This window comes from Streptomyces sp. HmicA12 (assembly GCF_000373565.1).
Taxonomy (GTDB): Bacteria; Actinomycetota; Actinomycetes; order Streptomycetales; family Streptomycetaceae; genus Streptomyces.
On the sequence record NZ_KB891816.1, the window covers coordinates 1 to 21633 of the forward strand.

23 protein-coding genes and 1 pseudogene are annotated in these 21633 nt (G+C 70.9%); 12 read left to right on the top strand and 12 right to left on the bottom strand.

What is annotated here, in order from left to right:
• The first annotated feature begins 78 nt into the window (after positions 1 to 78).
• A complete protein-coding gene (locus tag B072_RS0124760; RefSeq protein WP_018529728.1) occupies positions 79 to 660 on the top strand; it encodes a helix-turn-helix domain-containing protein in 582 nt (193 codons plus the stop codon).
• On the top strand, positions 657 to 1211 hold the full coding sequence (locus B072_RS0124765) for a transposase (RefSeq protein ID WP_018529727.1): 555 nt from the start codon (positions 657 to 659) through the stop codon (positions 1209 to 1211). Before B072_RS0124760 ends, B072_RS0124765 begins: the two co-directional genes overlap by 4 nt.
• Positions 1212 to 1324: 113 nt before the next feature.
• On the opposite strand, the gene B072_RS0124770 is transcribed toward B072_RS0124765, so the two are convergent.
• A complete protein-coding gene (locus B072_RS0124770) occupies positions 1325 to 1915 on the bottom strand; it encodes a suppressor of fused domain protein (protein ID WP_018532637.1) in 591 nt (196 codons plus the stop codon).
• 526 nt (positions 1916 to 2441) lie between these two features.
• Between B072_RS0124770 and B072_RS0124775 the strand changes: the two genes are divergently transcribed.
• A complete protein-coding gene (locus B072_RS0124775) occupies positions 2442 to 3572 on the top strand; it encodes a magnesium and cobalt transport protein CorA (RefSeq protein WP_018532638.1) in 1131 nt (376 codons plus the stop codon).
• Positions 3573 to 3612: 40 nt separating this feature from the next.
• Positions 3613 to 4134 (top strand): hypothetical protein, encoded by a 522-nt coding sequence (locus B072_RS0124780; RefSeq protein WP_018532639.1) that lies wholly within the window; start codon positions 3613 to 3615, stop codon positions 4132 to 4134.
• A gap of 54 nt (positions 4135 to 4188) precedes the next feature.
• Here the strand turns inward: B072_RS0124780 and B072_RS0124785 are convergent, their stop codons facing one another.
• Positions 4189 to 4938: a hypothetical protein gene (locus B072_RS0124785; protein WP_026246257.1), complete on the bottom strand. Its 750-nt coding sequence runs from the start codon at positions 4936 to 4938 to the stop codon at positions 4189 to 4191.
• Between the two features lie 210 nt (positions 4939 to 5148).
• Between B072_RS0124785 and B072_RS0124790 the strand changes: the two genes are divergently transcribed.
• The 3 genes and pseudogenes from B072_RS0124790 to B072_RS0124800 all read left to right on the top strand — a co-directional run bounded on the left by B072_RS0124790 (position 5149) and on the right by B072_RS0124800 (position 8160).
• Positions 5149 to 6432, top strand: a complete 1284-nt coding sequence (locus B072_RS0124790; RefSeq protein ID WP_018532641.1) for a magnesium transporter MgtE N-terminal domain-containing protein — start codon at positions 5149 to 5151, stop codon at positions 6430 to 6432.
• A pseudogene (locus tag B072_RS43995) lies at positions 6433 to 6982 on the top strand (DUF1003 domain-containing protein); the annotation flags it as partial.
• 44 nt (positions 6983 to 7026) lie between these two features.
• Complete coding sequence (locus tag B072_RS0124800; RefSeq protein WP_043244656.1) at positions 7027 to 8160, top strand: Mrp/NBP35 family ATP-binding protein; 1134 nt, start codon at positions 7027 to 7029, stop codon at positions 8158 to 8160.
• A 126-nt stretch (positions 8161 to 8286) separates the two neighbouring features.
• Here B072_RS0124800 and B072_RS0124805 read toward each other — a convergent pair whose 3' ends face one another.
• The 5 genes from B072_RS0124805 to sigE form a co-directional block, all read right to left on the bottom strand.
• Entirely contained in the window at positions 8287 to 8946 is a 660-nt protein-coding gene (locus B072_RS0124805; protein ID WP_026246258.1) for a hypothetical protein, read from the bottom strand.
• 174 nt (positions 8947 to 9120) lie between these two features.
• Positions 9121 to 9594: a sec-independent translocase gene (locus B072_RS0124810; RefSeq protein ID WP_026246259.1), complete on the bottom strand. Its 474-nt coding sequence runs from the start codon at positions 9592 to 9594 to the stop codon at positions 9121 to 9123.
• Between the two features lie 183 nt (positions 9595 to 9777).
• A complete protein-coding gene (locus B072_RS0124815) occupies positions 9778 to 11673 on the bottom strand; it encodes a S1C family serine protease (RefSeq protein WP_018532646.1) in 1896 nt (631 codons plus the stop codon).
• Between the two features lie 130 nt (positions 11674 to 11803).
• Complete coding sequence (locus B072_RS0124820) at positions 11804 to 12787, bottom strand: anti-sigma factor family protein (RefSeq protein WP_026246260.1); 984 nt, start codon at positions 12785 to 12787, stop codon at positions 11804 to 11806.
• Positions 12784 to 13488, bottom strand: coding sequence for an RNA polymerase sigma factor SigE (gene sigE / locus B072_RS0124825; protein ID WP_051127284.1), 705 nt, complete (start codon positions 13486 to 13488; stop codon positions 12784 to 12786). Before sigE ends, B072_RS0124820 begins: the two co-directional genes overlap by 4 nt.
• A 253-nt stretch (positions 13489 to 13741) precedes the next feature.
• Here sigE and B072_RS0124830 point away from each other — a divergent pair, with 253 nt between their 5' ends.
• The gene (locus B072_RS0124830; protein WP_078506569.1) at positions 13742 to 14440 is read left to right on the top strand and encodes an O-methyltransferase; all 699 of its coding nucleotides are present in this window, start codon (positions 13742 to 13744) and stop codon (positions 14438 to 14440) included.
• 134 nt (positions 14441 to 14574) lie between these two features.
• Here B072_RS0124830 and B072_RS46805 read toward each other — a convergent pair whose 3' ends face one another.
• Positions 14575 to 14742 carry a DUF3117 domain-containing protein gene (locus B072_RS46805; RefSeq protein ID WP_003966491.1) on the bottom strand — a complete coding sequence of 56 codons (168 nt, stop codon included), beginning with the start codon at positions 14740 to 14742 and terminating at the stop codon, positions 14575 to 14577.
• A gap of 326 nt (positions 14743 to 15068) precedes the next feature.
• Here B072_RS46805 and B072_RS0124840 point away from each other — a divergent pair, with 326 nt between their 5' ends.
• The gene (locus B072_RS0124840; RefSeq protein ID WP_018532650.1) at positions 15069 to 15872 is read left to right on the top strand and encodes an enoyl-CoA hydratase/isomerase family protein; all 804 of its coding nucleotides are present in this window, start codon (positions 15069 to 15071) and stop codon (positions 15870 to 15872) included.
• On the opposite strand, the gene B072_RS0124845 is transcribed toward B072_RS0124840, so the two are convergent.
• Together B072_RS0124845 and B072_RS44000 are read right to left on the bottom strand one after the other, a co-directional pair.
• Positions 15869 to 16468: a DNA-3-methyladenine glycosylase I gene (locus B072_RS0124845; RefSeq protein ID WP_018532651.1), complete on the bottom strand. Its 600-nt coding sequence runs from the start codon at positions 16466 to 16468 to the stop codon at positions 15869 to 15871. The two genes, B072_RS0124840 and B072_RS0124845, sit on opposite strands and share 4 nt — an antisense overlap.
• The gene (locus B072_RS44000) at positions 16465 to 16863 is read right to left on the bottom strand and encodes a DivIVA domain-containing protein (RefSeq protein WP_018532652.1); all 399 of its coding nucleotides are present in this window, start codon (positions 16861 to 16863) and stop codon (positions 16465 to 16467) included. The genes B072_RS0124845 and B072_RS44000 overlap by 4 nt, the downstream gene beginning before the upstream one ends.
• Before the next feature lie 121 nt (positions 16864 to 16984).
• Here B072_RS44000 and folP point away from each other — a divergent pair, with 121 nt between their 5' ends.
• Entirely contained in the window at positions 16985 to 17845 is an 861-nt protein-coding gene (gene folP / locus B072_RS0124855) for a dihydropteroate synthase (protein ID WP_018532653.1), read from the top strand.
• Positions 17846 to 17864: 19 nt separating this feature from the next.
• Here folP and B072_RS0124860 read toward each other — a convergent pair whose 3' ends face one another.
• Together B072_RS0124860 and dapE are read right to left on the bottom strand one after the other, a co-directional pair.
• The gene (locus tag B072_RS0124860; RefSeq protein WP_018532654.1) at positions 17865 to 18614 is read right to left on the bottom strand and encodes a TIGR00730 family Rossman fold protein; all 750 of its coding nucleotides are present in this window, start codon (positions 18612 to 18614) and stop codon (positions 17865 to 17867) included.
• Between the two features lie 87 nt (positions 18615 to 18701).
• Positions 18702 to 19787, bottom strand: coding sequence for a succinyl-diaminopimelate desuccinylase (gene dapE / locus B072_RS0124865; protein ID WP_018532655.1), 1086 nt, complete (start codon positions 19785 to 19787; stop codon positions 18702 to 18704).
• 94 nt (positions 19788 to 19881) lie between these two features.
• Between dapE and B072_RS0124870 the strand changes: the two genes are divergently transcribed.
• Positions 19882 to 20829: a hypothetical protein gene (locus B072_RS0124870; RefSeq protein WP_018532656.1), complete on the top strand. Its 948-nt coding sequence runs from the start codon at positions 19882 to 19884 to the stop codon at positions 20827 to 20829.
• A 315-nt stretch (positions 20830 to 21144) separates the two neighbouring features.
• On the top strand, positions 21145 to 21594 hold the full coding sequence (locus B072_RS0124875; protein WP_018532657.1) for a hypothetical protein: 450 nt from the start codon (positions 21145 to 21147) through the stop codon (positions 21592 to 21594).
• Positions 21595 to 21633: the final 39 nt, after the last annotated feature.

Sequence of the window (21633 nt, forward strand, 5' to 3'; positions counted from 1 at the left end):
CTAGTGCTGGATTCCTCTTTGGCGGGGTAGGTGTAGTCATGAGGGGTGCTGATTCGGGCTGCTCGGGGGCGAGTTGCTGTGCCGAAGTTGCTGTTGGCCCGTCCGGCTTCGGACGAGGCGGAGGAGATCAAGGTCCGCAGGCTGGCCGGGGCGAGGCACGCGCCGGCCGATTGGATCCTGCGGGCGAGGATCATCGCGCTGAGCTGGGATGGCCTGCGCGTTCCGGTGATCGCGGCCCGGCTGGGCTGCCATCACAAGACGGTCCGCAAGTGGTTGTGCCGGTTCAACGCTCAGGGCCTGGACGGGCTCGGGGACCGGCCCGGGTGCGGGCGCAAGCGCCGGATCACCGAGGACGAACGATCCCGCATCATCGCGTTGGTCAAGCTGGCCCCGCCCGGACGGCTGGAGGTCCAGCCGTCTAACGAGCTGTGGGCGGCCGACGTGACCGGGCCGGAGGAGTGGACCCTGGACGCCCTGGCCGCCACCGCCCAGGCCGAGGGCATTCAGGTGGGACGGTCCCAGGTCCGGCGGATCCTGCTGGCCGAGGGCGTGCGCTGGCGCCGTACCCGCACTTGGACCACCAGCCGTGACCCGGAGTTCGCCCCAAAAGGACGAGGATCGTCGGCCTCTACACCGACCCGCCATCGGACGCCACGGTGATCTGCGCGGACGAACTCGGGCCGGTCATCCCGCGCGCCTTTGCGCCCGCGCCCGGCTGGTCACCGGACGGGCACCGGATCAAGGCGGAGCTCGACTACAGCCGCGGTCCGGAGAAGACCTGGGTCTACGGAGGGCTGCGGGTGCGCGACGGCATCGAGATCACCACGACCGCTTCCTCCCGCAATAGCGTCAACTACCAGCAGTTCCTCCACAAGGTCGAGGACGCCAACCCGGCTGGGCCGATCTGGATCGTGACCGACAACCTGTCTTCTCACAACAGCAAGTCCACCCTCGAGTGGCTCGAGGATCACCCGAGGATCTTCCACGCGTTCATCCCGGTGGGGGCCTGCTGGCTCAACCTCCAGGAAGGCTGGTGGCGCATCTTCCGCAAGGCCGCGCTGGCAGGACGCTCCTTCTGCGGCCCTGACGACATCGCCGAGGTCACCGCCGTGGCAACCGCCCAGCTCAACGCCCGCGCCAAACCCTGGATCTGGGGCCGACCACCCCCACCCACCCGCACCCTCCGGCGCCGTTTTGAGTACCGCCTTTGAGGAATCCAGCACTAGGGCCTGTCCGGCGGATCTTGTCGCGGGCGCGGTCTCTGGCACAGGAATGCGCGGGCCGCCCGGAATGCGACCTGATCCGCCGGAGCAAGCCCTAGACGTCAGTCGAGGGACACGGACCTGCGCAGCGGATCGCGCAGGTCCGTTCCGCCGTTCAGCCACTTCTCCTGGAGCGCGGCCGCACCGTGCACCCGCTTCCACGCCGCCTCGTTCTGCGTCATGGGCAGAAGCGGCAGGAACCGTACGGGGTCCAGGGGCTCGTCCAGATCGAGGTCCTCCACGAGCCCGCCCGGCTCCGCCACGAGGACGGACGTGAACGGGGCGTCGGGCCACAGCGGTTCCCCCACGTCGAGGGAGGCACCCGGCGCCACGATCACACCCTCCACCTGCGGCGAGGCGGCCAGTACGGCGAGCGGGCGGAGTACCTTGTCGGTGTCGGCGAGACCGGCACGGACCGTCAGGACCAGTTCCGCGCGCGGGCCCCTGACCGGGTCCGCGAGGGCCGCCGTCGGGTCGGCCATCGGGGCCGCCGACATGCCGAGCGTCGCGTAACGGACGACGTTCTGAGCGCTGTCGCTGAAACGCAGCACCTCGATGCGGTCGGTGCCGAGGAACGTGACCGCGGCGCGCGCGTCCGGCTCGCCCAGAGCCGTGCGCAGCCTGGCCTCTACAAGCTCAAGAACATCTCCCATCCCGCGAGCATAGAACTCGTTTGGAACGGGTAAAGACGAGCCCCGGGTCTTCAGTCGGCTGATAGTCTTGGCCGCTGGTCGGGACGGTGCGCAGAGCGCACTCACCGAAGGCCCTCAAGAGCCCTCGGCACTCCTCGGGGAACCCGACCCATTGAACCGTCCCTCACGGGGGACCGGCCGGAGGAGGTGGGGCTGTCATGGATCGAAGTCGACCGTGCAGTACCACCCGTTCTTCCGGCCGCTAGGCCCGCATCCCACACCGCAGTCAGCGCAGTCGGCAGCATTTGCCGTCCGTGTACCGGGCTGTTCGCGTATGCCGGAAGAGCACTTCGTTTCCGCCTGATCTTTCCGATCTTCCTGATCTGAATCAGTAAGCGAAGCCGCCGCCCGACGTCGGTGCGGTGCTCCCCGCTTTGTGGACGTGCAGCATGTCCCGGTTTCCGGTTGGCCAGGACGTCCTCATTCCGGGTAGTTCCGATTCTTCCGACCACCCCGTGGTGGCTCCCGCCCGCGAAGGAGCCTGCCCATGTCGATGATTCGCGATCTGCGAGCCGCCGTCCGCCCCTCGCTGCGCAAGAGCGTGGCCCCGTACGAGAACGAGGCCCGCTCCTCGTACGACTCCACCCGCGACCCGTCGGCCTGCTCGGCCGTCGTGGACTGCGCCGTCTACCGCGACGGGGCGCGCGTCACGTCCGGCGACTGCCTCACGCCGCGCGAGGCCCGGCACGCGGTGAAGCGTGACGGCGGTTTCGCCTGGATCGGTCTGCACGAGCCGACCGAGGAGGAGTTCGCCGGTATCGCGGCCGAGTTCGGGCTGCACCCGCTCGCCGTCGAGGACGCGGTCCACGCCCACCAGCGGCCCAAGCTGGAGCCGTACGACGACACGCTCTTCGCCGTGTTCAAGACCATCCACTACGTCGAGCACACCGAGCTCACCGACACCAGCGAGGTCGTGGAGACCGGCGAGGTGATGTGCTTCACCGGCCGGGACTTCTTCATCACCGTGCGGCACGGCGGGCAGGGTTCGCTGCGCGCCCTGCGCCGCCGCCTCCAGGAGGAGCCGGAGCTGCTCGCCAAGGGGCCGAGCTCGGTGCTGCACGCCATCGCCGACCACGTCGTCGACGGGTACCTCGCGGTGGCCGACGCGATGCAGGACGACATCGACGAGGTCGAGACCGACGTCTTCTCGCAGACCGGCAAGGGCGGGCCGCGCGGCACCGACGCCGGCCGGATCTACCAACTCAAGCGCGAGGTACTGGAGTTCAAGCGCGCGGTCGCCCCGCTGCGCCGCCCCCTCCAGCTGCTGAGCGAGCGGCCGATGCGGCTGATCGACCCGGACATCCAGAAGTACTTCCGTGACGTCGCCGACCACCTGGAGCGCGTCCAGGAGCAGGTCATCGGCTTCGACGAACTGCTCAACTCGATCCTCCAGGCCAACCTGGCGCAGGCGTCCGTCGCCCAGAACGAGGACATGCGCAAGATCACCTCGTGGGCCGCGATCGTCGCCGTGCCGACCATGGTGTGCGGTGTGTACGGCATGAACTTCGACCACATGCCCGAACTGCACTGGCGGTTCGGCTACCCGCTCGTCCTCGCCGTCACCGTCGCGGCGTGCATCACCATCCACCGGACCCTGAAGCGGAACGGCTGGCTGTAGCCGCTACGACGGTCCGCACGGCGGTGGCTACGCTTGCCGCATGACGACTGCTGCCGAACTGCTCGACGTCGCCCTTGTCGAGGAGGCCACGAAGAAGTCCGGGCTCATCTGGGTGCGCGGCGCCGCGGGTGTCGAGCGGGCGCTGTGGCACCTGTGGCACGAGGGCGCGGCCCACGTCGTCGGCGACGGGCCCGGTGAGCAGCCGCTGCCCGACCTCGTCGACGGCGGCACCGCCACGGTCACCGTGCGCAGCAAGGACAAGGGCGGGCGGCTCGTCGGCTGGCAGGCGAAGGTCGTGGAGCTGGCGGCGGGCACCGAGGCGTGGGAGTCGGCCGTCGCCGAACTGAAGGGCAAGCGGCTGAACGCCCCGGACGCGGAGACGATGACCGAACGGTGGGCCCGCGAGTGCCGGGTGCTCCGCCTGGAGCCGGTGCGGGGTGCGGGGTCGGTTCCGGTCGCGGAGGGGTCTTTGGCCGCGCAGCCGTTGCCGTCGTCGGCGACCACCCGGAACCCGGTCCCGGCGGGCCTTCCTCGGCTACTGGCCCGGAGGAAGCCCCGCTAGGGGCGCGGGGAACTGCGCGACCAGCCCACCACCGGCAGACCGGCGAACGACGGCCTAGGACGCCGGCAGGGCTTTCCCGTAATCCACCGTGTCCCCCGACTCCGGCTCCTGGAGCGCGAAGTCCCGGCCCCACTCGGTCAGTTGCAGCGTCCCGGCGCCCCCGGCGCGCTCCAGGCGCATGGGGTACGCGGTGCCCTCCAGGGAGACGTCGAGCGTGCCGCCTGCGCCCTGGTCCCCGGTGAGCGCGATCGTCCGTACGCCCCCGGAGGACCGGCGGTCCCCCTTCTCCACGGTGCCGTGCAGCGTCAGCAGCCCGTCGAGCAGCACCTCTTTGTCGGTGAAGGTGCTCAGGCGCTTGTACGAGGGATCGCCGGCCGGAACCTTCACGTACTTGCCGTCGAGCTTGCCGGCGGCGTCGCCCTCGCCGTGCGCGCCCTGGTCGTCGTCGGAGTGCGTCCAGAAGTCGGAGTCCGCCTTCAGGTACAGGTGCTCGCCGACCCGCAGCAGCCGGAAGGTGCTGCCGGCCGTCGTCACCGAGCCCGAGCCGCCCTCGTCCTTGAGCCGCATGTCGAGCTTGTACGTCCTGCCGCTGCTCACCACGGTGCCGGCGACGTGCACGGCGTCCGCGCCCCGCGCCGCCTTGACCGTGCGGGACTGGATCTTGGCGGGCTCCAGCTTGCCGACGCCGTTCGTGCCCGCGTCCGGATCGTCGCCGCACGCCGCAAGGCCGGCCGCGAGCCCCGTGCACATCACGCCGACCAAGAGCGTCCTGCGGGTACGACGGGCCAGGGGAAGTGCGGTCACGGGCGGTACTACCTCTCGTACGGCAACAAGCTCGGCGGCAGTACGGCAGCGTACCGGGACGATCTGCGGTTACCCGTGTGGGTCCGGACGGTCCACCGCGCAAGGGCGTGTCCGGCGGGGACCGGCTAGCCTGAACCACGGATTGGTCGTATTCACCGGCGTTTACGGATGCAAGAGCGCGAAGGCACGGAGAGAAGGAGGGCGCACCAGATGGCCGCAGTCGCCCCCCGGGTCTTCGTCTCGCACCTCGCGGGCGTCCCCGTCTTCGACCCGAACGGTGACCAGGTCGGGCGCGTGCGCGACCTCGTCGCCATGCTGCGGGTGGGACGGCGCCCGCCGCGCGTCCTCGGCCTCGTCGTCGAACTGTCCACGCGGCGCCGCATCTTCCTGCCCATGACCCGGGTCACCGGCATCGAGTCGGGCCAGGTGATCACCACCGGCGTGCTCAACGTACGACGCTTCGAGCAGCGCCCCACCGAGCGCCTCGTCCTCGGCGAGATGCTCGACCGGCGGGTGCGGCTCGTGGACTCCGGGGAGCCCGGGGAGGTCGTCACCGTCCTGGACGTGTCCGTGCAGCAGCTGCCGGCCCGCCGGGACTGGGAGATCGACCGGGTCTTCGTGCGCAAGGGGAAGGGCGGCACCTTCCGGCGCAAGGGCGAGGCGCTGACCGTGGACTGGTCGGCCGTCGACGGGTTCTCCCTGGAGGAGCACGGGCAGGGCGCCGAGAACCTCCTCGCGACCTTCGAGCAGCTGCGCCCCGCCGACCTGGCGAACGTGCTGCACCACCTCTCCCCCAAGCGCCGCGTCGAGGTCGCCGCCGCGCTGACGAACGAACGCCTCGCCGACGTCCTCGAAGAGCTCCCCGAGGACGACCAGATCGAGATCCTCGGCCAGCTGAAGGAGGAGCGGGCCGCCGACGTCCTGGAGGAGATGGACCCGGACGACGCGGCCGACCTGCTCAGCGAGCTGCCGGAGGAGGACAAGGAGCGGCTGCTCACGCTGATGCGGCCCTCCGACGCCGCCGACGTGCGACGCCTGATGGCGTACGAGGAGAAGACCGCGGGTGGCCTGATGACCACCGAGCCGATCGTGCTGCGGCCCGACGCGACCGTCGCCGACGCCCTCGCCCGCGTACGCAACCCGGACCTGTCGCCCGCGCTCGCCGCGCAGGTGTACGTGTGCCGGCCGCCGGACGAGACACCGACCGGCAAGTACCTCGGCACCATCCACTTCCAGCGGCTGCTGCGCGATCCCCCGTACACGCTGGTCAGCGCGATCCTGGACGAGGACCTGCAGGCGCTGTCGCCGGGGGCCCAACTGCCGGAGATCGCCGGGTTCTTCGCGACGTACGACATGGTGGCGGCGCCCGTCGTGGACGAGAGCGGGTCGCTGCTCGGCGCCGTGACCGTGGACGACGTCCTGGACCACATGCTCCCCGACGACTGGCGCGAGCAGGAGTTCCACCTCGCGGGCGAGGTGAACCATGGCGAGTGACGAGAACCGTCCGGGGGAGCCGCCGCGGCGCCCGCGCATCCGGCTGGACCAGCCGCGCGCCCCGCGCCGCAAGCTGCTGCCCGAGTACGACCCGGAGGCGTTCGGCAGGATCTCGGAGCGCATCGCGCGCTTCCTCGGGACGGGCCGGTTCATCGTCTGGATGACGGTGATCATCATCGCGTGGGTGGCGTGGAACATCTTCGGGCCGAAGGACCTGCGCTTCGACGAGTACCCGTTCATCTTCCTGACGCTGATGCTGTCGCTCCAGGCGTCCTACGCCGCTCCGCTCATCCTCCTCGCGCAGAACCGGCAGGACGACCGCGACCGGGTCAACCTCGAACAGGACCGCAAGCAGAACGAGCGGTCCATCGCCGACACCGAGTACCTCAGCCGCGAGGTGGCCTCCTTGCGGATCGGTCTCGGCGAGGTCGCCACCCGCGACTGGATCCGCTCCGAACTGCAGGACCTCCTCAAGGAACTGGAGGAGCGGCAGCGCACCGCGGTATTCCCGGCGGACACCGAACACGGACGTGACGTAGACGACCGCTGACGGGGCTTTCCGTGCCCCGGTTACCGCGCCGTACTATCGGTTGCATGGCTACGGAAGACGCGGTGCGCGAGGCGCTCGCGACAGTGAACGACCCCGAGATCCAGCGACCCATCACCGAGCTGGGGATGGTCAAATCGGTGGACATCGGTGCGGACGGTGTCGTCGCGGTCACCGTGTACCTGACCGTCTCGGGCTGCCCGATGCGCTCGACGATCGAGAACAACGTGCGGGACGCCGTCCTGCGCGTCGAGGGCGTCACCGACGTCCAGGTCACCCTCGACGTGATGAGTGACGAACAGCGCAAGGAGCTGGCCGCGGCGCTGCGCGGCGGCACCGCCGAGCGCGAGGTCCCGTTCGCCAAGCCGGGCTCGCTGACCCGCGTCTACGCGGTCGCCTCCGGCAAGGGCGGCGTCGGCAAGTCCTCCGTGACCGTGAACCTGGCGGCCGCGATGGCAGCGGACGGCCTGAAGGTCGGTGTCGTCGACGCCGACATCTACGGCCACTCGGTGCCGCGCATGCTGGGCGCCGACGGCAAGCCCACTCAGGTCGAGAACATGATCATGCCGCCGTCGGCGAACGGCGTGAAGGTCATCTCGATCGGCATGTTCACCCCGGGCAACGCGCCGGTGGTGTGGCGCGGCCCGATGCTCCACCGCGCGCTGCAGCAGTTCCTGGCCGATGTCTTCTGGGGCGACCTCGACGTCCTCCTGCTCGACCTCCCGCCGGGCACGGGCGACATCGCCATCTCGGTGGCGCAGCTCGTCCCGAACGCCGAGATCCTCGTCGTGACGACGCCTCAGCAGGCCGCGGCCGAGGTCGCCGAGCGGGCCGGTTCCATCGCGGTGCAGACGCACCAGAAGATCGTCGGCGTCGTCGAGAACATGTCGGGCCTGCCGTGCCCGCACTGCGACGAGATGGTCGACGTGTTCGGCACGGGCGGCGGTCAGCTGGTCGCGGACGGCCTCACGAAGACCACGGGCGCCCAGGTGCCGGTCCTCGGCTCCATCCCGATCGACGTGCGGCTGCGTGAGGGCGGCGACGAGGGCAAGCCGGTCGTCCTGACCGACCCCGACTCCCCCGCGGGCGCCGCGCTCCGCTCCATCGCGGACAAGCTGGGCGGCCGCCAGCGCGGCCTGTCGGGCATGTCGCTGGGCATCACGCCGCGCAACAAGTTCTGAGCGTCGCGGGGATCGCGCCCCTGAGGGCCGCAGGCCTTTCAGGGGCGCGGGGAACCGCGCGCCCCGCCACGACGAAAGCCGCACTCGAACGGGGAACACGGGCCGCCCGAAGGCGGCCCGTACCTGCTACGCCGCGTACTCCGCGATGTCCTTGACCACGGAGAACCCCAGCCCGTACGCACTCATGCCGCGCCCGTACGCCCCGAGGTGCACCCCGGCCTGCGTGGACCCGGCGAGCACCCACCCGTACTCGGACTCCCGGTAGTGGAACTCCGTCGGCACTCCGTCCACCGGCAGCGACAAGGTGGCCCAGTCGTCCGACCGGAGGTCGTCCGCGAGGACCCACGCCGTCTCGGTCTGCTGGTCCAGCCAGTCGTCCCGGAGCGTGTGGTCCATCTGCCCCGGCCAGGTGAAGGAGAGCAGCCCGACCCCGGCGAGCCAGGCCGCCGAGGAGACCGAGGTCGCCTCCAGCACACCCGTCCCGTCGGAGCTGCGCCGTACCGGATTGGCGGCGACGGTCACCACGACCGCGAACCGCTCGGTGTCCTCCGTACCTTCGCTTCGTACGGACGGCTCGTCACCGTGCCCGATCGAACCGTGCTCGACGGATCCGTCCGCCGTGGTGCCGACCTGCATCAGCCAACGCGGTCCCGTGAAGGCCTCGTCGAGGCCGTACCACGGAAAGGGCGCCAGCAGGTAGCCGTCGACCGTGCGCCGGGCCGTGGGAACCTGACCGGCCCCCTCGGTGGCCGGCGCCTGCGCGCCCACCCGACTCGTCGTCTCCATGTACCCGGCCGCCTCCTCGCTCTCGTACGGACCGGAGCGGCCCGCCCCCCTCGGGCGTTCTCACGTCAGGTCCGCGCAACAACAAGGCAGGATGCCACACCGCACCTGGAGGGCCCGGTTTCGAGTGGTGTGGTTCCGGTCGCGTCGGGGCGGTTCAGGCCGTTCGGAGACGGTTCAGGTCGCGTCGGTGTCGAAGGGCGGCGGGATCTCCTTGGCCGGCTGCTCCGACTGCTCGGGACGCTTCTCCAGGTCAGGACCCTTGGTCATGTCGATACGACCGCCGGAGGAGCCGCCGGAGGAGGAGGGCGCGTCGTCCCGTACGTCACCGACGGTGTGCACCGCCTCGCCGACTTCGGCCATCTCCTTCTTCAGGTCGAAGCCGTTGCGGATCTCCTTGAGCCCCAGCTCGTCGCTGTCCAGCTGCTTGCGGATGAACGTCTTGGGGTTCAGGTCCTCGAACTCGAAGTCCTTGAACTCCGGGCCCAGTTCATTGCGGATGTCCTGCTTCGCACTGTCCGAGAACTCGCGGATCTTCCGGATGGTGCGGGCGACGTCCTGGATGACCTGCGGCAGCTTGTCGGGGCCGAACACGAGCACGGCCAGCACAACAAGCGCTATGACCTCCGGTAGGCCAATGTCGTTGAACACCTTGCACTCCTAGCGTGTCCTCGGCCCGCGGCGGTCTTCAGTAGCAGGTCTTCGGCAGGGTCCGGCAGGGGACCGGTCCACGGTACCCGGCGTACCTGTCTGTTTGGTAGCCACTGGGCTACGTCCAGGATCACCTATGCCGGACCTTGACCGGTCGGCCGCCCCGGTTCGACGGGGTTCGCCTCAGTTGCCGTCGGCCGAGCCGAGGACAAGTGTCACCTTCTGTTCCTTTCCGCCCCGTTCGACCGTGAGGACCAGTTCGTCCTTGGGGCGGTGGGCGCGGATCTTGACGATGAGCTCCTCGCCGGAGTGGACGCGGGTGCCGTCCACCTCGGTGATCACGTCACGTGGCTCTATGCCGGCCCGGTCGCCGGGGCCGCCGGGGCTGACGGCCGATCCGCCGCTGTTGCCCTTGGTGCCCACGCGCGCGCCGTCACCCGTGTAATCCATGTCCAGGGTGACGCCGATCACCGGGTGGGTGGCCTTGCCGGTGTTGATGAGTTCCTCGGCGACGCGCTTGGCCTGGTTGATCGGGATCGCGAAGCCGAGGCCGATGGATCCCGCCTGGCCGCCGTCGAGCTCCGAGCCGCTGCCGGAGGAGCGGATGGCGCTGTTGATGCCGATGACGCGGGCCTTGGAGTCGACGAGCGGCCCGCCGGAGTTGCCGGGGTTTATGGGCGCGTCGGTCTGCAGGGCGTCGACGTAGCTGACGTCGCTGCCGTCGCCCTTCTCGCCGCCCGCCGTGATGGGCCGCTCCTTGGCGCTGATGATGCCGGAGGTGACCGTGTTGGCGAGGTCGAAGGGGGCGCCGATGGCCACGACCGGGTCACCGACCTGCACGTTCTCCGAGTTGCCGAGCGGCAGGGGCTTGAGTCCGCGCACGCCGTCGACCTTGATGACGGCGAGGTCGTAGCCGCTGTCGTGCCCGACGACCTCGGCGTCGGCGCTCTGGCCTCCGGCGAACGTGACCGATATCTCGCCGCTCGTGCCCGCGGGTTCCACGACGTGGTTGTTGGTGAGGATGTGGCCGCGGTCGTCGAGCACGAAGCCGGTGCCGGTGCCCTGCTCGGACGAGCCCTGGGTGTGGATGGTGACGACGCCGGGCAGCGCGCTGGCGGCGATCCCGGCGACGCTGCCGGGGGCCCGGTGCGTGGACTCGGCGCCCGCCTGCGGGAGTTCGACGTCCGTCCCGCCGTTGCGCTCCAGGTAGGAGCCGATGGCGCCGCCGATCCCGCTGGAGACGAGGGCGATCAGCACGGCGCCGAGCACCGGGCCGCGCCGCGCGCGCCGTGGCTTCGCCCCGACGGCCGCACCGCTCTGCGACAGCGACACGGGCCCGGCCCAGGGGTCGTACTGCTGCCAGGGCCCGACGGGGACCGGCGAGTGGCCCCCGGGCGGCGGTACGGGCGTGCCCTGGTACGGGGGTTGCTGCGCGCCCGGACCTCCCTCGTACGGCACTGTCGCGGTGCCGTGCGCCGGGGTCGCCCCCGGATGCTGCACGGGCGGCGCGACCGCCCACGGCCCCGGCTCGCCGTAAGGCGGCGTGCTGTAGGCGTCGGGGTCGTGCGGGGGCCGCGTCCCGTCACCGGGGACGGGACGGGCCACGTCGACGTCAGCCCTGCCTTCCACCGCCCCGGGAACCGTCGCGTTCCGCGGGGCTGCGGCCTCTGCCGGGAAACCGGGCGCGGTCTCCCCGGAAACACCGGTCGCGGCCCCCGGCGCCGCGATGACAGCCGGCTGTGTCGGCTGTGTCGGCTGTGTCGGCGAGGCGAACGAACCTGTGGCTACGGCGTCAGCGGGCCCCGCGTCCACGCCCGGACCGCTGCCCGAGGCGCCCTGCGCGGTGCCGGTGGGCCGGCTGTTCGTCGGAGTGGGCTCGCCCGGGGGCGGTGTGGCCGCGTGGGCGGCCGTGCCGTCGTCGACGGGGGGCGGCGCGGCAAGGCTGTCCGGTCCACCGCCGGAGGCCGGCGCGGGGGCGGGCAGATGCCAGTCGCCGTCGTCCGCCGCGGAGCGCCCCTCGTTCGGTCGGGGGCGGCTCCACCACTTGGCCTTTGTGGGCTTGCCCTCGTCCGCGTCCATGCTTCGCCGTTCTCCCCATACCCGGCCCGCGGCACCACACCGCGGGCTCCCACCGGCGCCGCCCGGGTCAGCACCCGATGCGCGGCCTCAGCTGGATTCAACCAGGTTCAGTGGCTCGGGCGCAGGGGCGTCAGCGAGCGGAGGACGGGCGGGACGACGCGGTCGGCGAAGGCGCGGGCGCCGCGGCGAAGGAGGGTTGTGCGGGTCCGTCGAGGCCGGTCGCCTCGGGTGATGCTTCCGGGGCGAGGGCGATGGAGACCGCGGGGACGGTGGCGGCGGGGCGTATCAGGGGGGTCATGCGGGCGGCCGCGGAGAGCATCGGGGTCGAGAACGGATAGTCGGCGCTGTCCGCATGGCCACCGCCGGGCAACAGGGGCGCGCTCGCCTCCGTCGGGGAGACCGGTGCCGTCAGGGCGCCGCCGCTCTGGCCGAGCAGCGGGGAGAGCGACCTGCGGCGCTGGGCCTCCGGGGTCGACGCGGCGCCGACCGCCTGGCTGCGCAGAGGTGTCACGTTGCTGTTGTTGCCGGAACCGGCGCCGCGCGCGTCGGTGGTGTCCGCGGGGACGCCTGTGGTGACCCCGCCGAGCGCGATCGCGGCGAGCGAGACCGCTCCGGCCGCGGCGAACGCGAAGCGGCGCCCGCGCGAGGCGCGGTCGCTGTCGTGCCGGTCGCGGCCCACTTCGTGGATCCGGAAGCCGCGCTGGCCGGGAAGCACGCCGGACGGTGCGTAGCCGAACGGCTCGGGGTCCACGTCGAAGACGCCGTTCCCGAATCCTCGGACGTTGCCGAAAGCCCGGCCCGCGCCGAAGCCGGTGCCGGTGCCCCCGAACGGCGATCCGTCGTCGTCCGAGTCACCCCCGGCGGGCAGGCCTTGCAGGCGGGCGAGGAAGCTCTCGCTGGGCGGCGGCGGGGCCACCTCGGCGAAGACGCTCTTGAGGCGGCGCTGCGCGTCGGCCTCGGCCTTGCACCGGGCACAGGTCGCCAGATGCGAAAGGACGCGCTCGCGGGCGTCGTGGTCCAGCTCGCCGTCGACGAACGCGGCCAGCCGGTCTCCCAAATGCTGGTCAGCGGCGGTGAGTTGGTGGTCGGCAGGATTGAGACGTGATCCACTCACGCGGTCGCGCCCCCTCCTCCGAGGACAGGGATCGCCCCCGTCGTCGCGAAGGAGCGGCGCTCCTTGCGGGCCTCCGGCGAGCGGTGCTGCAGCGCCTTGCGCAGCTGCGAGCGGCCACGGTGGATACGGCTGCGGACCGTGCCCAGCTTCACGCCCAGGGTCGCGGCGATCTCCTCGTACGAGAGCCCCTCGATGTCGCAGAGGACCACGGCGGCGCGGAACTCGGGCGCGAGGGTGTCCAGGGCGTGCTGAACGTCGGCGTCGAAGTGCGCGTCGTTGAAGACCTGCTGCGGCGACGGCTCGCGGCTGGGCAGCCGCTCGGCGGCGTCGTCGCCCAGGGCGTCGAAGCGGATGCGCTGCTTGCGGCGGACCATGTCGAGGAACAGGTTCGTCGTGATGCGGTGCAGCCAGCCCTCGAAGGTGCCCGGCGTGTACGTCGACAGCGAACGGAAGACACGGACGAAGACCTCCTGCGTGAGGTCCTCGGCATCGTGCTGATTGCCGGTCAGGCGGTACGCGAGGCGGTAGACCCGGCCACTGTGCGTGCTGACGATCTCCTCCCAGGTGGGCGGAGTCCACGCCTGCGATTCCGCATCAGCGGCAAAGGTCGCGGTCTGCGCGGAGTCAGCGGTGCGGAATCGGTCAGCGGTGTTGGTCACAGATTTCGGCTCACCCGCCGACCTGAGAAAGCGCCTCAGCACTCCTCCCCGATCCACAGGCGCAGCCGCACCTCCCCTGTCGGCTCTGGTGGTGTCCAGTGGAGCCCCTACCATAGCCACCTCGCCCGTTAGCTCCGGATAAGCGTTTTTACTCAGATTTGCCGGTCGGCTGTCGGTCACCGTCCCGGCCGCCGTCGCGAGCACCTCGTCCGACACCTCTTTCGTCGCTGTCCCCATCCCGCGCTCCCCCGCTTCAGCCTGGTCTTTCCCCCTGCTCTCCTAAACGCCCGGTCCCATCTGCGAGTTCCCGCCACCAACGGATAAAGTCACGCGCAGGCAACCACGGGGACAGGAGAGGGCCATTACCGGCAACCGGCAGACGAGTTGGGCGTTCGCCGACGCCTTTGTCGCCGAGGACGACGCACTGCGCTGGGCCCGCGACCGGGCCCGGGACGCGGGGCTGCGCTCGGTGTCCCCCGGCGCGGGCGCCGCGCTGCGGTTGCTCGCTGCCACGGTGGGGGCCAAGGCCGTCGCCGAAATCGGTACGGGCACGGGCGTGTCCGGCATCCATTTGCTCTACGGGATGCGGCCCGACGGCGTGCTGACCACGGTCGATCCGGAGCCGGAGCGGCAGCAGTTCGCGCGGCAGGCGTTCCGCGCGGCCGGCTTCGCCAGCAACCGGGCCCGGTTCATTCCGGGGCGGGCGCTCGACGTGCTGCCGCGGCTCGCCGACAGCGGGTACGACCTCGTGTTCTGCGACGGCGACCGGATGGAGTCCCTCGACTATCTCGCCGAATCGTTGCGGCTGCTGCGACCCGGTGGGCTGGTCTGTTTCGAGGGTGTCTTCGCCGACGGGCGGACCGTCGACTCGGGGCCGCAGCCGGTGGAGGTCGTGCGGCTCAGGGAGCTGCTGCGGGCCGTACGGGAGTCTCCCGAGTTGCTGCCGTCGCTGCTGCCGGTCGGCGACGGGCTGCTCTGCGCCGTCAAACGGTAGGCGGGCGCCGGCCGCACATCGGCGCGGGACCGCGCCCTTCGGGGTGCCCCTTCCCCGGCGTTTTCACTGGACGCACGTCCGCCCCGGCACCGAATGTGTGCCGGGGCGGACGAAAAGGTATGGTCGCTTCCGCGTCAGCCGACGACCTTCTTCAGAGCGTCGCCAAGGGCGTCGGCCTCGTCGGGCGTCAGCTCCACGACGAGTCGACCGCCGCCTTCGAGCGGAACCCGCATGACGATGCCCCGCCCCTCCTTGGTCACCTCGAGCGGGCCGTCACCCGTTCGCGGCTTCATGGCCGCCATGCTCGTTCCCCTTCCTGAAACCAGCTCACGTCAGCGCCGACGGCAACCCCTGAACGGGCACTCATCACCGGCATCGAACACATTGCTTCTAGGCCATTATCCCGCATCGCAGGACCCGATGACCAACATCGGTCCGCATCGCTTGCGCAACGCGCTTGAGCAAAACCACTCAATTCGGGGATGTGGCTGCGATACTGCGCCGCTCTCGCGCCTCTTCCGTGACGGAATTGTTTGACGCAGGTCACATGCAGAGGGTGCTCCGCGGCCCGTGATCTCCGTCATGCTGAGCACGGACGACTAAGCAACCGCATAGTAGGAGGAGTGTCATGGCCGACACCGTGCTCTACGAGGTGAGCGACGGGCTCGCGACGATCACGCTGAACCGCCCCGAGGCGATGAACGCGATGAACACCGAGGCCAAGGTCGCCCTCCGCGACGCGGTGCAGGCCGCCGCCGACGACAAGGCCGTGCGGGCGGTGCTCCTCACGGCGGCCGGCGACCGTGCGTTCTGTGTGGGCCAGGACCTGAAGGAACACATCGGCTCCCTGATGGCGGACCGGAAGGACGGTCAGGGGCGCACCATGAACACGGTGCGGGAGCACTACAACCCGATCGTGCGGGCGCTGACCCAGATGCCGAAGCCGGTCGTGGCGGCGGTGAACGGCGTGGCGGCCGGTGCGGGCTTCGGTTTCGCGCTCTGCGCGGACTACCGGATCGTCGCGGACACGGCTTCGTTCAACACGTCGTTCGCGGGTGTCGCGCTGACCGCCGACTCGGGTGTCTCGTGGACCCTGCCGCGGCTCATCGGTCCTGGCCGGGCCACCGATCTGCTGCTGTTCCCGCGCACCATCACGGCGCAGGAGGCCTTCGAGATCGGCGCCGTCAACAAGATCGTGCCGGCCGACGAGCTGGCGGAGACCGCCCGCAAGCTCGCGCTGCTGCTCGCCGCCGGGCCGACCGTCGCGTACGCCGCGCTGAAGGAGTCGGTCGCCTACGCCGCGGACCACTCCCTCGACGAGGCCCTCGACAAGGAGGACGAACTGCAGGCGCGGGCCGGTGCGTCGGAGGACCACGCCATCGCGGTGCAGGCCTTCATCGCCAAGGAGAAGCCGAAGTACCTGGGCCGCTAGCCGGCCTTCGTGCGGGCTGTGCAGTCGGCCAAGTGGTCGTTGACCAGCCCGCATGCCTGCATCAGCGCGTACGCCGTGGTCGGGCCGACGAAGCGCAGGCCGCGCTTCTTCAGCTCCTTGGACAGGGCCTTCGACTCGTCCGTGATCGCCGGTACATCGGACAGGGCGCGCGGCGCGGGGCGGTTCGCGGCGTCCGGGGCGAAGGACCAGATCAGCTTGTCGAGGTCGCCCGGCGACCAGTCCGCGAGCACCCGCGCGTTGGCGAGCGTGGCGTCGACCTTCGCTCTGTTGCGGATGATGCCGGGGTCGGCGAGCAGACGGGTGCGGTCGGTGTCCGTGAACGTCGCGACGTCCGCGATCTTGAAGTCGGAGAAGGCGGCGCGGAAGGTCTCGCGGCGGCGCAGGATCGTGATCCAGGACAGGCCCGACTGGAAGGCCTCCAGGCAGAGTCGCTCGAAGAGGGCGTCGTCGCCGTGGACCGGGCGGCCCCACTCCGTGTCGTGGTAGGCGACGTAGTCCTCGGTCGACAGGCCCCAGGGGCAGCGGAGCTTTCCGTCGGGTCCGGGGATCGCGGCGCCGGTCGGTTCGGCGCTCACTGCAGGCCCTCCCCCGACTCGCCCAGGTACCCGCCGGGCGGCGCGAAGCCGCCCTGCTCGGGCCCGCGGTCGGCCTGTCGCCGGTGCGCCCCGTCGTGGGCGGTGGCGAGTGCCGACTCCAGCTCAGTGATGCGCGCGTCGCGCTCGGCGAGCTCCGCGCCCAGCCGGTTCAGCGCGTCGTCGACCTCCGCCATGCGGTAGCCGCGCACGGCGGTCGGCAGGCGCAGCGCGTCCACGTCGGCGGGGGCCACCGGACGGTCCTGCGGCAGCGGGTCGGCGTAGAACTGGGACGGTTCGTCGCGCAGTGTGCCGCCGTCGCCGCCGCCGAGGACCGCGAGCGTCACCGCCGCGACCACCACGACGAGCGCGGCGACCAGAAACAAGAACATGACCATCGCTGCTGTCCCCTGGGCTCGAAACCGTCAGGCTCCGATCGTGCCATGCCGCACTGACAGTTAAGGTCGCAGGCGACCGTTGATACGTGATTGCAGTGGGATCCAGAGGAGAGTCACAGGGATGCTCAGGCTGGGCCGGCACGAGTTCGCCGCGCACGAACCGGTGATCATGGCGATCGTGAACCGGACCCCCGACTCCTTCTACGACCAGGGCGCCACGTTCCAGGACGAGCCCGCGCTCGCCCGGGTCGAGCAGGCCGTCGCCGAGGGCGCCCTGATCGTCGACATCGGCGGGGTGAAGGCCGGTCCCGGCGAGGAGGTCGACGCCGAGGAGGAGGCGCGGCGCACCGTCGGTTTCGTGGCGGAGGTGCGGCGGCGCTTCCCCGACGTGATCATCAGCGTCGACACCTGGCGGCACGAGGTCGGCGAGGCCGTGTGCGAGGCGGGCGCCGATCTCCTCAACGACGCCTGGGGCGGCGTCGACCCGAAGCTCGCGGAGGTCGCGGGCCGCTACGGGGTGGGCATCGTGTGCACGCACGCGGGCGGCGCCGAGCCGCGTACGCGCCCGCACCGGGTCACGTACGACGACGTGATGGCGGACATCCTGGACGTGACCGTCTCCTACGCGGAGCGGGCGGTGTCCCTCGGTGTGGCGCGCGAGTCCGTGCTGATCGATCCGGGGCACGACTTCGGGAAGAACACGCGCCACTCGCTGGAGGCGACCCGACGTCTTCCGGAGATGGTGGAGACGGGGTGGCCGGTGCTCGTCTCGCTCTCCAACAAGGACTTCGTGGGCGAGACCCTCGACAAGCCCGTCAAGGAGCGCGTCATCGGAACGCTCGCGACGACCGCCGTGTCGGCGTGGCTCGGGGCGCAGGTCTACCGGGTGCACGAGGTCGCCGAGACCCGGCAGGTGCTCGACATGGTGGCGTCCATCGCGGGCCACCGGCCCCCGGCGGTGGCCCGCCGGGGACTCGCGTAACCCCTCTCCCCGCAGGGAACTACTTCCCGGTCTCCTTGGTGACCAGCGTGATCGCCTCGTCCACGTCGTCCGTGACGTGGAACAGGAGGAGGTCCGCCTCGCTGGCCTTGCCCTGGGCGATCACCGTGTTCTTGAGCCAGTCGACGAGGCCGCTCCAGTACTGCGTGCCGAAGAGGACGATCGGGAAGCGCGTCACCTTCGTCGTCTGTACGAGGGTGAGCGCCTCGAAGAGCTCGTCCAGGGTGCCGAGGCCGCCGGGCAGGACCACGAAGCCTTGCGCGTACTTCACGAACATCGTCTTCCGCACGAAGAAGTAGCGGAAGTTCAGTCCGAGGTCGACGTACTGGTTGAGCCCCTGTTCGAAGGGGAGCTCGATGCCGAGGCCGACCGAGATGCCCTTGGCCTCCACGGCGCCCTGGTTGGCGGCCTGCATGGCGCCCGGGCCGCCGCCCGTGATCACCGCGAAGCCGGCCTCGACCAGGGCCTTGCCGATCGCGACGCCCGCCGCGTAGTCCGGCGAGTCCTCCGGCGTGCGGGCGGAGCCGAACACGCTGATCGCGGGCGGCAGTTCGGCGAGGGTGCCGAAGCCCTCGATGAACTCGGACTGGATGCGCAGGACCCGCCAGGGGTCGGTGTGCACCCAGCCCGAGGGGCCCTCCGTGTCGAGCAGACGCTGGTCGCTCGTCCCCGGCTGTACCTGATCGCGGCGGCGGATCACCGGACCTGTCAACTGCTCCTTGGGACGTCGCGTGCCCTCCGGGTTGCTCATCGCCTGCTCCCTTCCTGCGCAGTCATCACGCACTTACGTAGAGCAAGGGTAGGTCTACGCGGGTTACAGGCGAGGGACCTCGGCGTATCAGGGAGCGGTGAGCCAGGCGGCGAGGACCTTCTCGGCCTCCAGGATGAGCCGGGTGTCGACCCGCTCGTCGATCTTGTGGGCGTAGATCGGGTTGCCGGGTCCGTAGTTCACCGCGGGGACGCCGAGCGCGCTGAAGCGGGAGACGTCGGTCCAGCCGAACTTGGGACGTGCCTCGCCGCCGACCGCGGCCAGGAAGGCGGCCGCCGCGGGGTGGGTGAGGCCGGGCCGGGCGCCGCCCGTGTGGTCGTCGACGATGAACTCCTCGACGGGGCAGTCGGCGAAGAAGTCGCGGACGAACTGCTCGGCCTCCTGCGTCGAACGGTCCGGCGCGTAACGGAAGTTGACCGTGACGGCGCATGCGTCCGGGATGACGTTCGTGGCGACGAAGCCCTCGACGCGGACGGCGTTCAGGCCCTCGTGGAACTCCAGGCCGTCGACGACCGGCTTGCGGGGCTCGTAGGCGGCCAGCTTCTCCAGGATCGGGGACGCGGCATGAATGGCGTTCTTTCCCATCCACGCGCGCGCGGAGTGGGCCCGCTCGCCCTTCACCTTCAGGATGACGCGCAGCGTGCCCTGGCAGCCGCCCTCGACCAGGCCCTCGGTGCCCTCCAGGAGGATCGCGAAGTCGCCCTCCAGCCAGTCGGGGTGGGCGTCGGCCACATGGCCCAGGCCGTTCAGGTGTGCGGCGACCTCTTCGTTGTCGTAGAAGACGAACGTGAGGTCGCGGTTGGGCTCGGTGACCGTCTGCGCGATGCGCAGCTGCACCGCGACGCCCGACTTCATGTCGCTCGTGCCGCAGCCCCACAGGGTGACGCCGTCCTCGTCGAGGCGCGAGGGGACGTTGTCCGCGATCGGGACCGTGTCGATGTGCCCGGCCAGGATGATGCGCTCGGAGCGGCCGAGGTTCGTGCGCGCGACCACGTTGTTGCCGTAGCGGTCGACCGTCAGGTGCGGCAGCGCGCGCAGGGCCTCCTCGACGGCGTCCGCGAGCTCTTTCTCACTGCCGCTGGGCGAGGCGAAGTCGACCAGCTGGGCGGTGAGGCGGGCGGCGTCCTGGGTGAGGTCAAGCGCGGTGCGGTCCATGACGCCGATCCTAAGCTTTCGGGCCCACGCCGCCGCCGTCCGTCCTGTCGGTGGACTCCAGTACCTTGGACGCGTGCCTGAGCCCTCCATCCTCATGAGGCGCGGCCGTCTCCTGCGGATCGGCGCGTCGGTCGTCGTGCTGCTCGCCGTGGCCACCTACGTGGCCGTGCAGTACGCCACGGGAGGCCGCTCCACCCCGAGATGCACGGTCGTCTCGGCCAACGGGGACGGGGCGTCCTACGCGTTCACGGCCGAGCAGGCGGTGAACGCGGCGACGATCTCCGCCGTCGGCACCTCCCGCGGCATGCCCGAGCGCGCCGTCACCATCGCGCTCGCGACCGCGCTCCAGGAGTCCGGCCTGCGCAACATCCGCCATGGCGACCGGGATTCGCTCGGACTGTTCCAGCAGCGCCCCTCCGAGGGCTGGGGCACCGAGGAGCAGATCATGGACCCGGCCTACGCGGCGGAGCGGTTCTACGCGCACCTGGACAAGATCCCGGGCTATTCGCGGCTGCCGCTGACCGTGGCCGCGCAGCGCGTGCAGCGCAGCGGCTATCCGCAGGCGTACGCGAAGCACGAGCCGGACGCGACGCTGCTCGCCGCCTCGCTGACCGGCCGGGCCGCGGCCTCGCTCACGTGCGAGGGCACACCGGGCGGCGCCGACGGCGCGCGGGCCGTCGGTCCCGCGGACGTGAAGGCCGCGCTCACACGGGACTTCGGGCGGGACGTGGCACCGACGGCGGGCAAGGACAAGCGGTCCGTACGGGTTCCGGTGCCCGCCACCGTCGACTCCGCCGAGGGCGGGGAACGGCAGCGCGGCTGGGAGCTGGCGCAGTGGGCGGTGGCCAACTCGTCCGCGTTGCACATCGAACTCGTCTCCTATGCGGGCCGGGAGTGGACCGCCGGAGAATCCGGGCATGAGTGGCACAAGGCACCGAAGACACCAAAGGCGCCGAAGGCGTCCTCGGCGACGGGGGACGCGAAGGCCGGTTCAGGGTCCTCGTCGGCCGCCGACGAGGTGCGAATCGTCACTGGGCAGTAGTGCGGTCGGTCACTCGATAGGGGCACGTGGATCACGTCTCATGGACGCCACGGGTCCGTTTGCGGGCGGATCCCTGCCCGGCGCTCAAATCCCTTGGGAACAAAGGGCTTCAGCGGGTTTTCCGCGACCTTGGAAGCGCGGCGTTTACCCGCTTTTATCCGCAGCTGATTATGCGACGCATTGCCAACCCTTTACGTTGCCGACCCGCAACCTTCCCGGGGCGTCGGGCTGTTGTCACGGCGTCCGAACGCCGAGCGGCACGAGGCGCCGCACGGAGAACGGACGCCAAACGTTCTCTCCCGTCTAAGGAGCATCATGTCCCTCCCCCTGACCCGCCGGATCGCCCGCGCCGCCCTCCTCGGAGCGGCCGGCGCAGCCTCCGTGGTCGGTGCGGCCGGCTCCGCGAGCGCCGTCGACCTCCCGGCCGCCCCCGACCTCGGCGGTGTGACCGCTCTGGACGGTGCGGGCCTGGGAAGCAGCGTCGACGGTGCGGCTCAGCAGGTGAGCGGCGTCGCGGGCGACACCGGCAGCAAGGCCGTCAAGAAGGCCGTGCCGTCGGCGGGCAAGGCGGTCGGCAAGGGCGCCAAGACCGCGACGCCCGCCGCGCAGAAGGCCGCGGGCGACCTGGCCGGCAGCGCCGGTGAGGTGCTCGGCGACACGGCCGGGTCGGCCACCAAGGACGGCCTTCCGGTCGCCGGTGGCGGTCTGCCCACCGACTCCCTGGGCGGGCTGCCGGTCGCCGGTGGCGGCCTGCCGCTCGGCTAGTCGCCGCGTACCGAAAGCGGGGTGCCCGGGAGCCGAAAG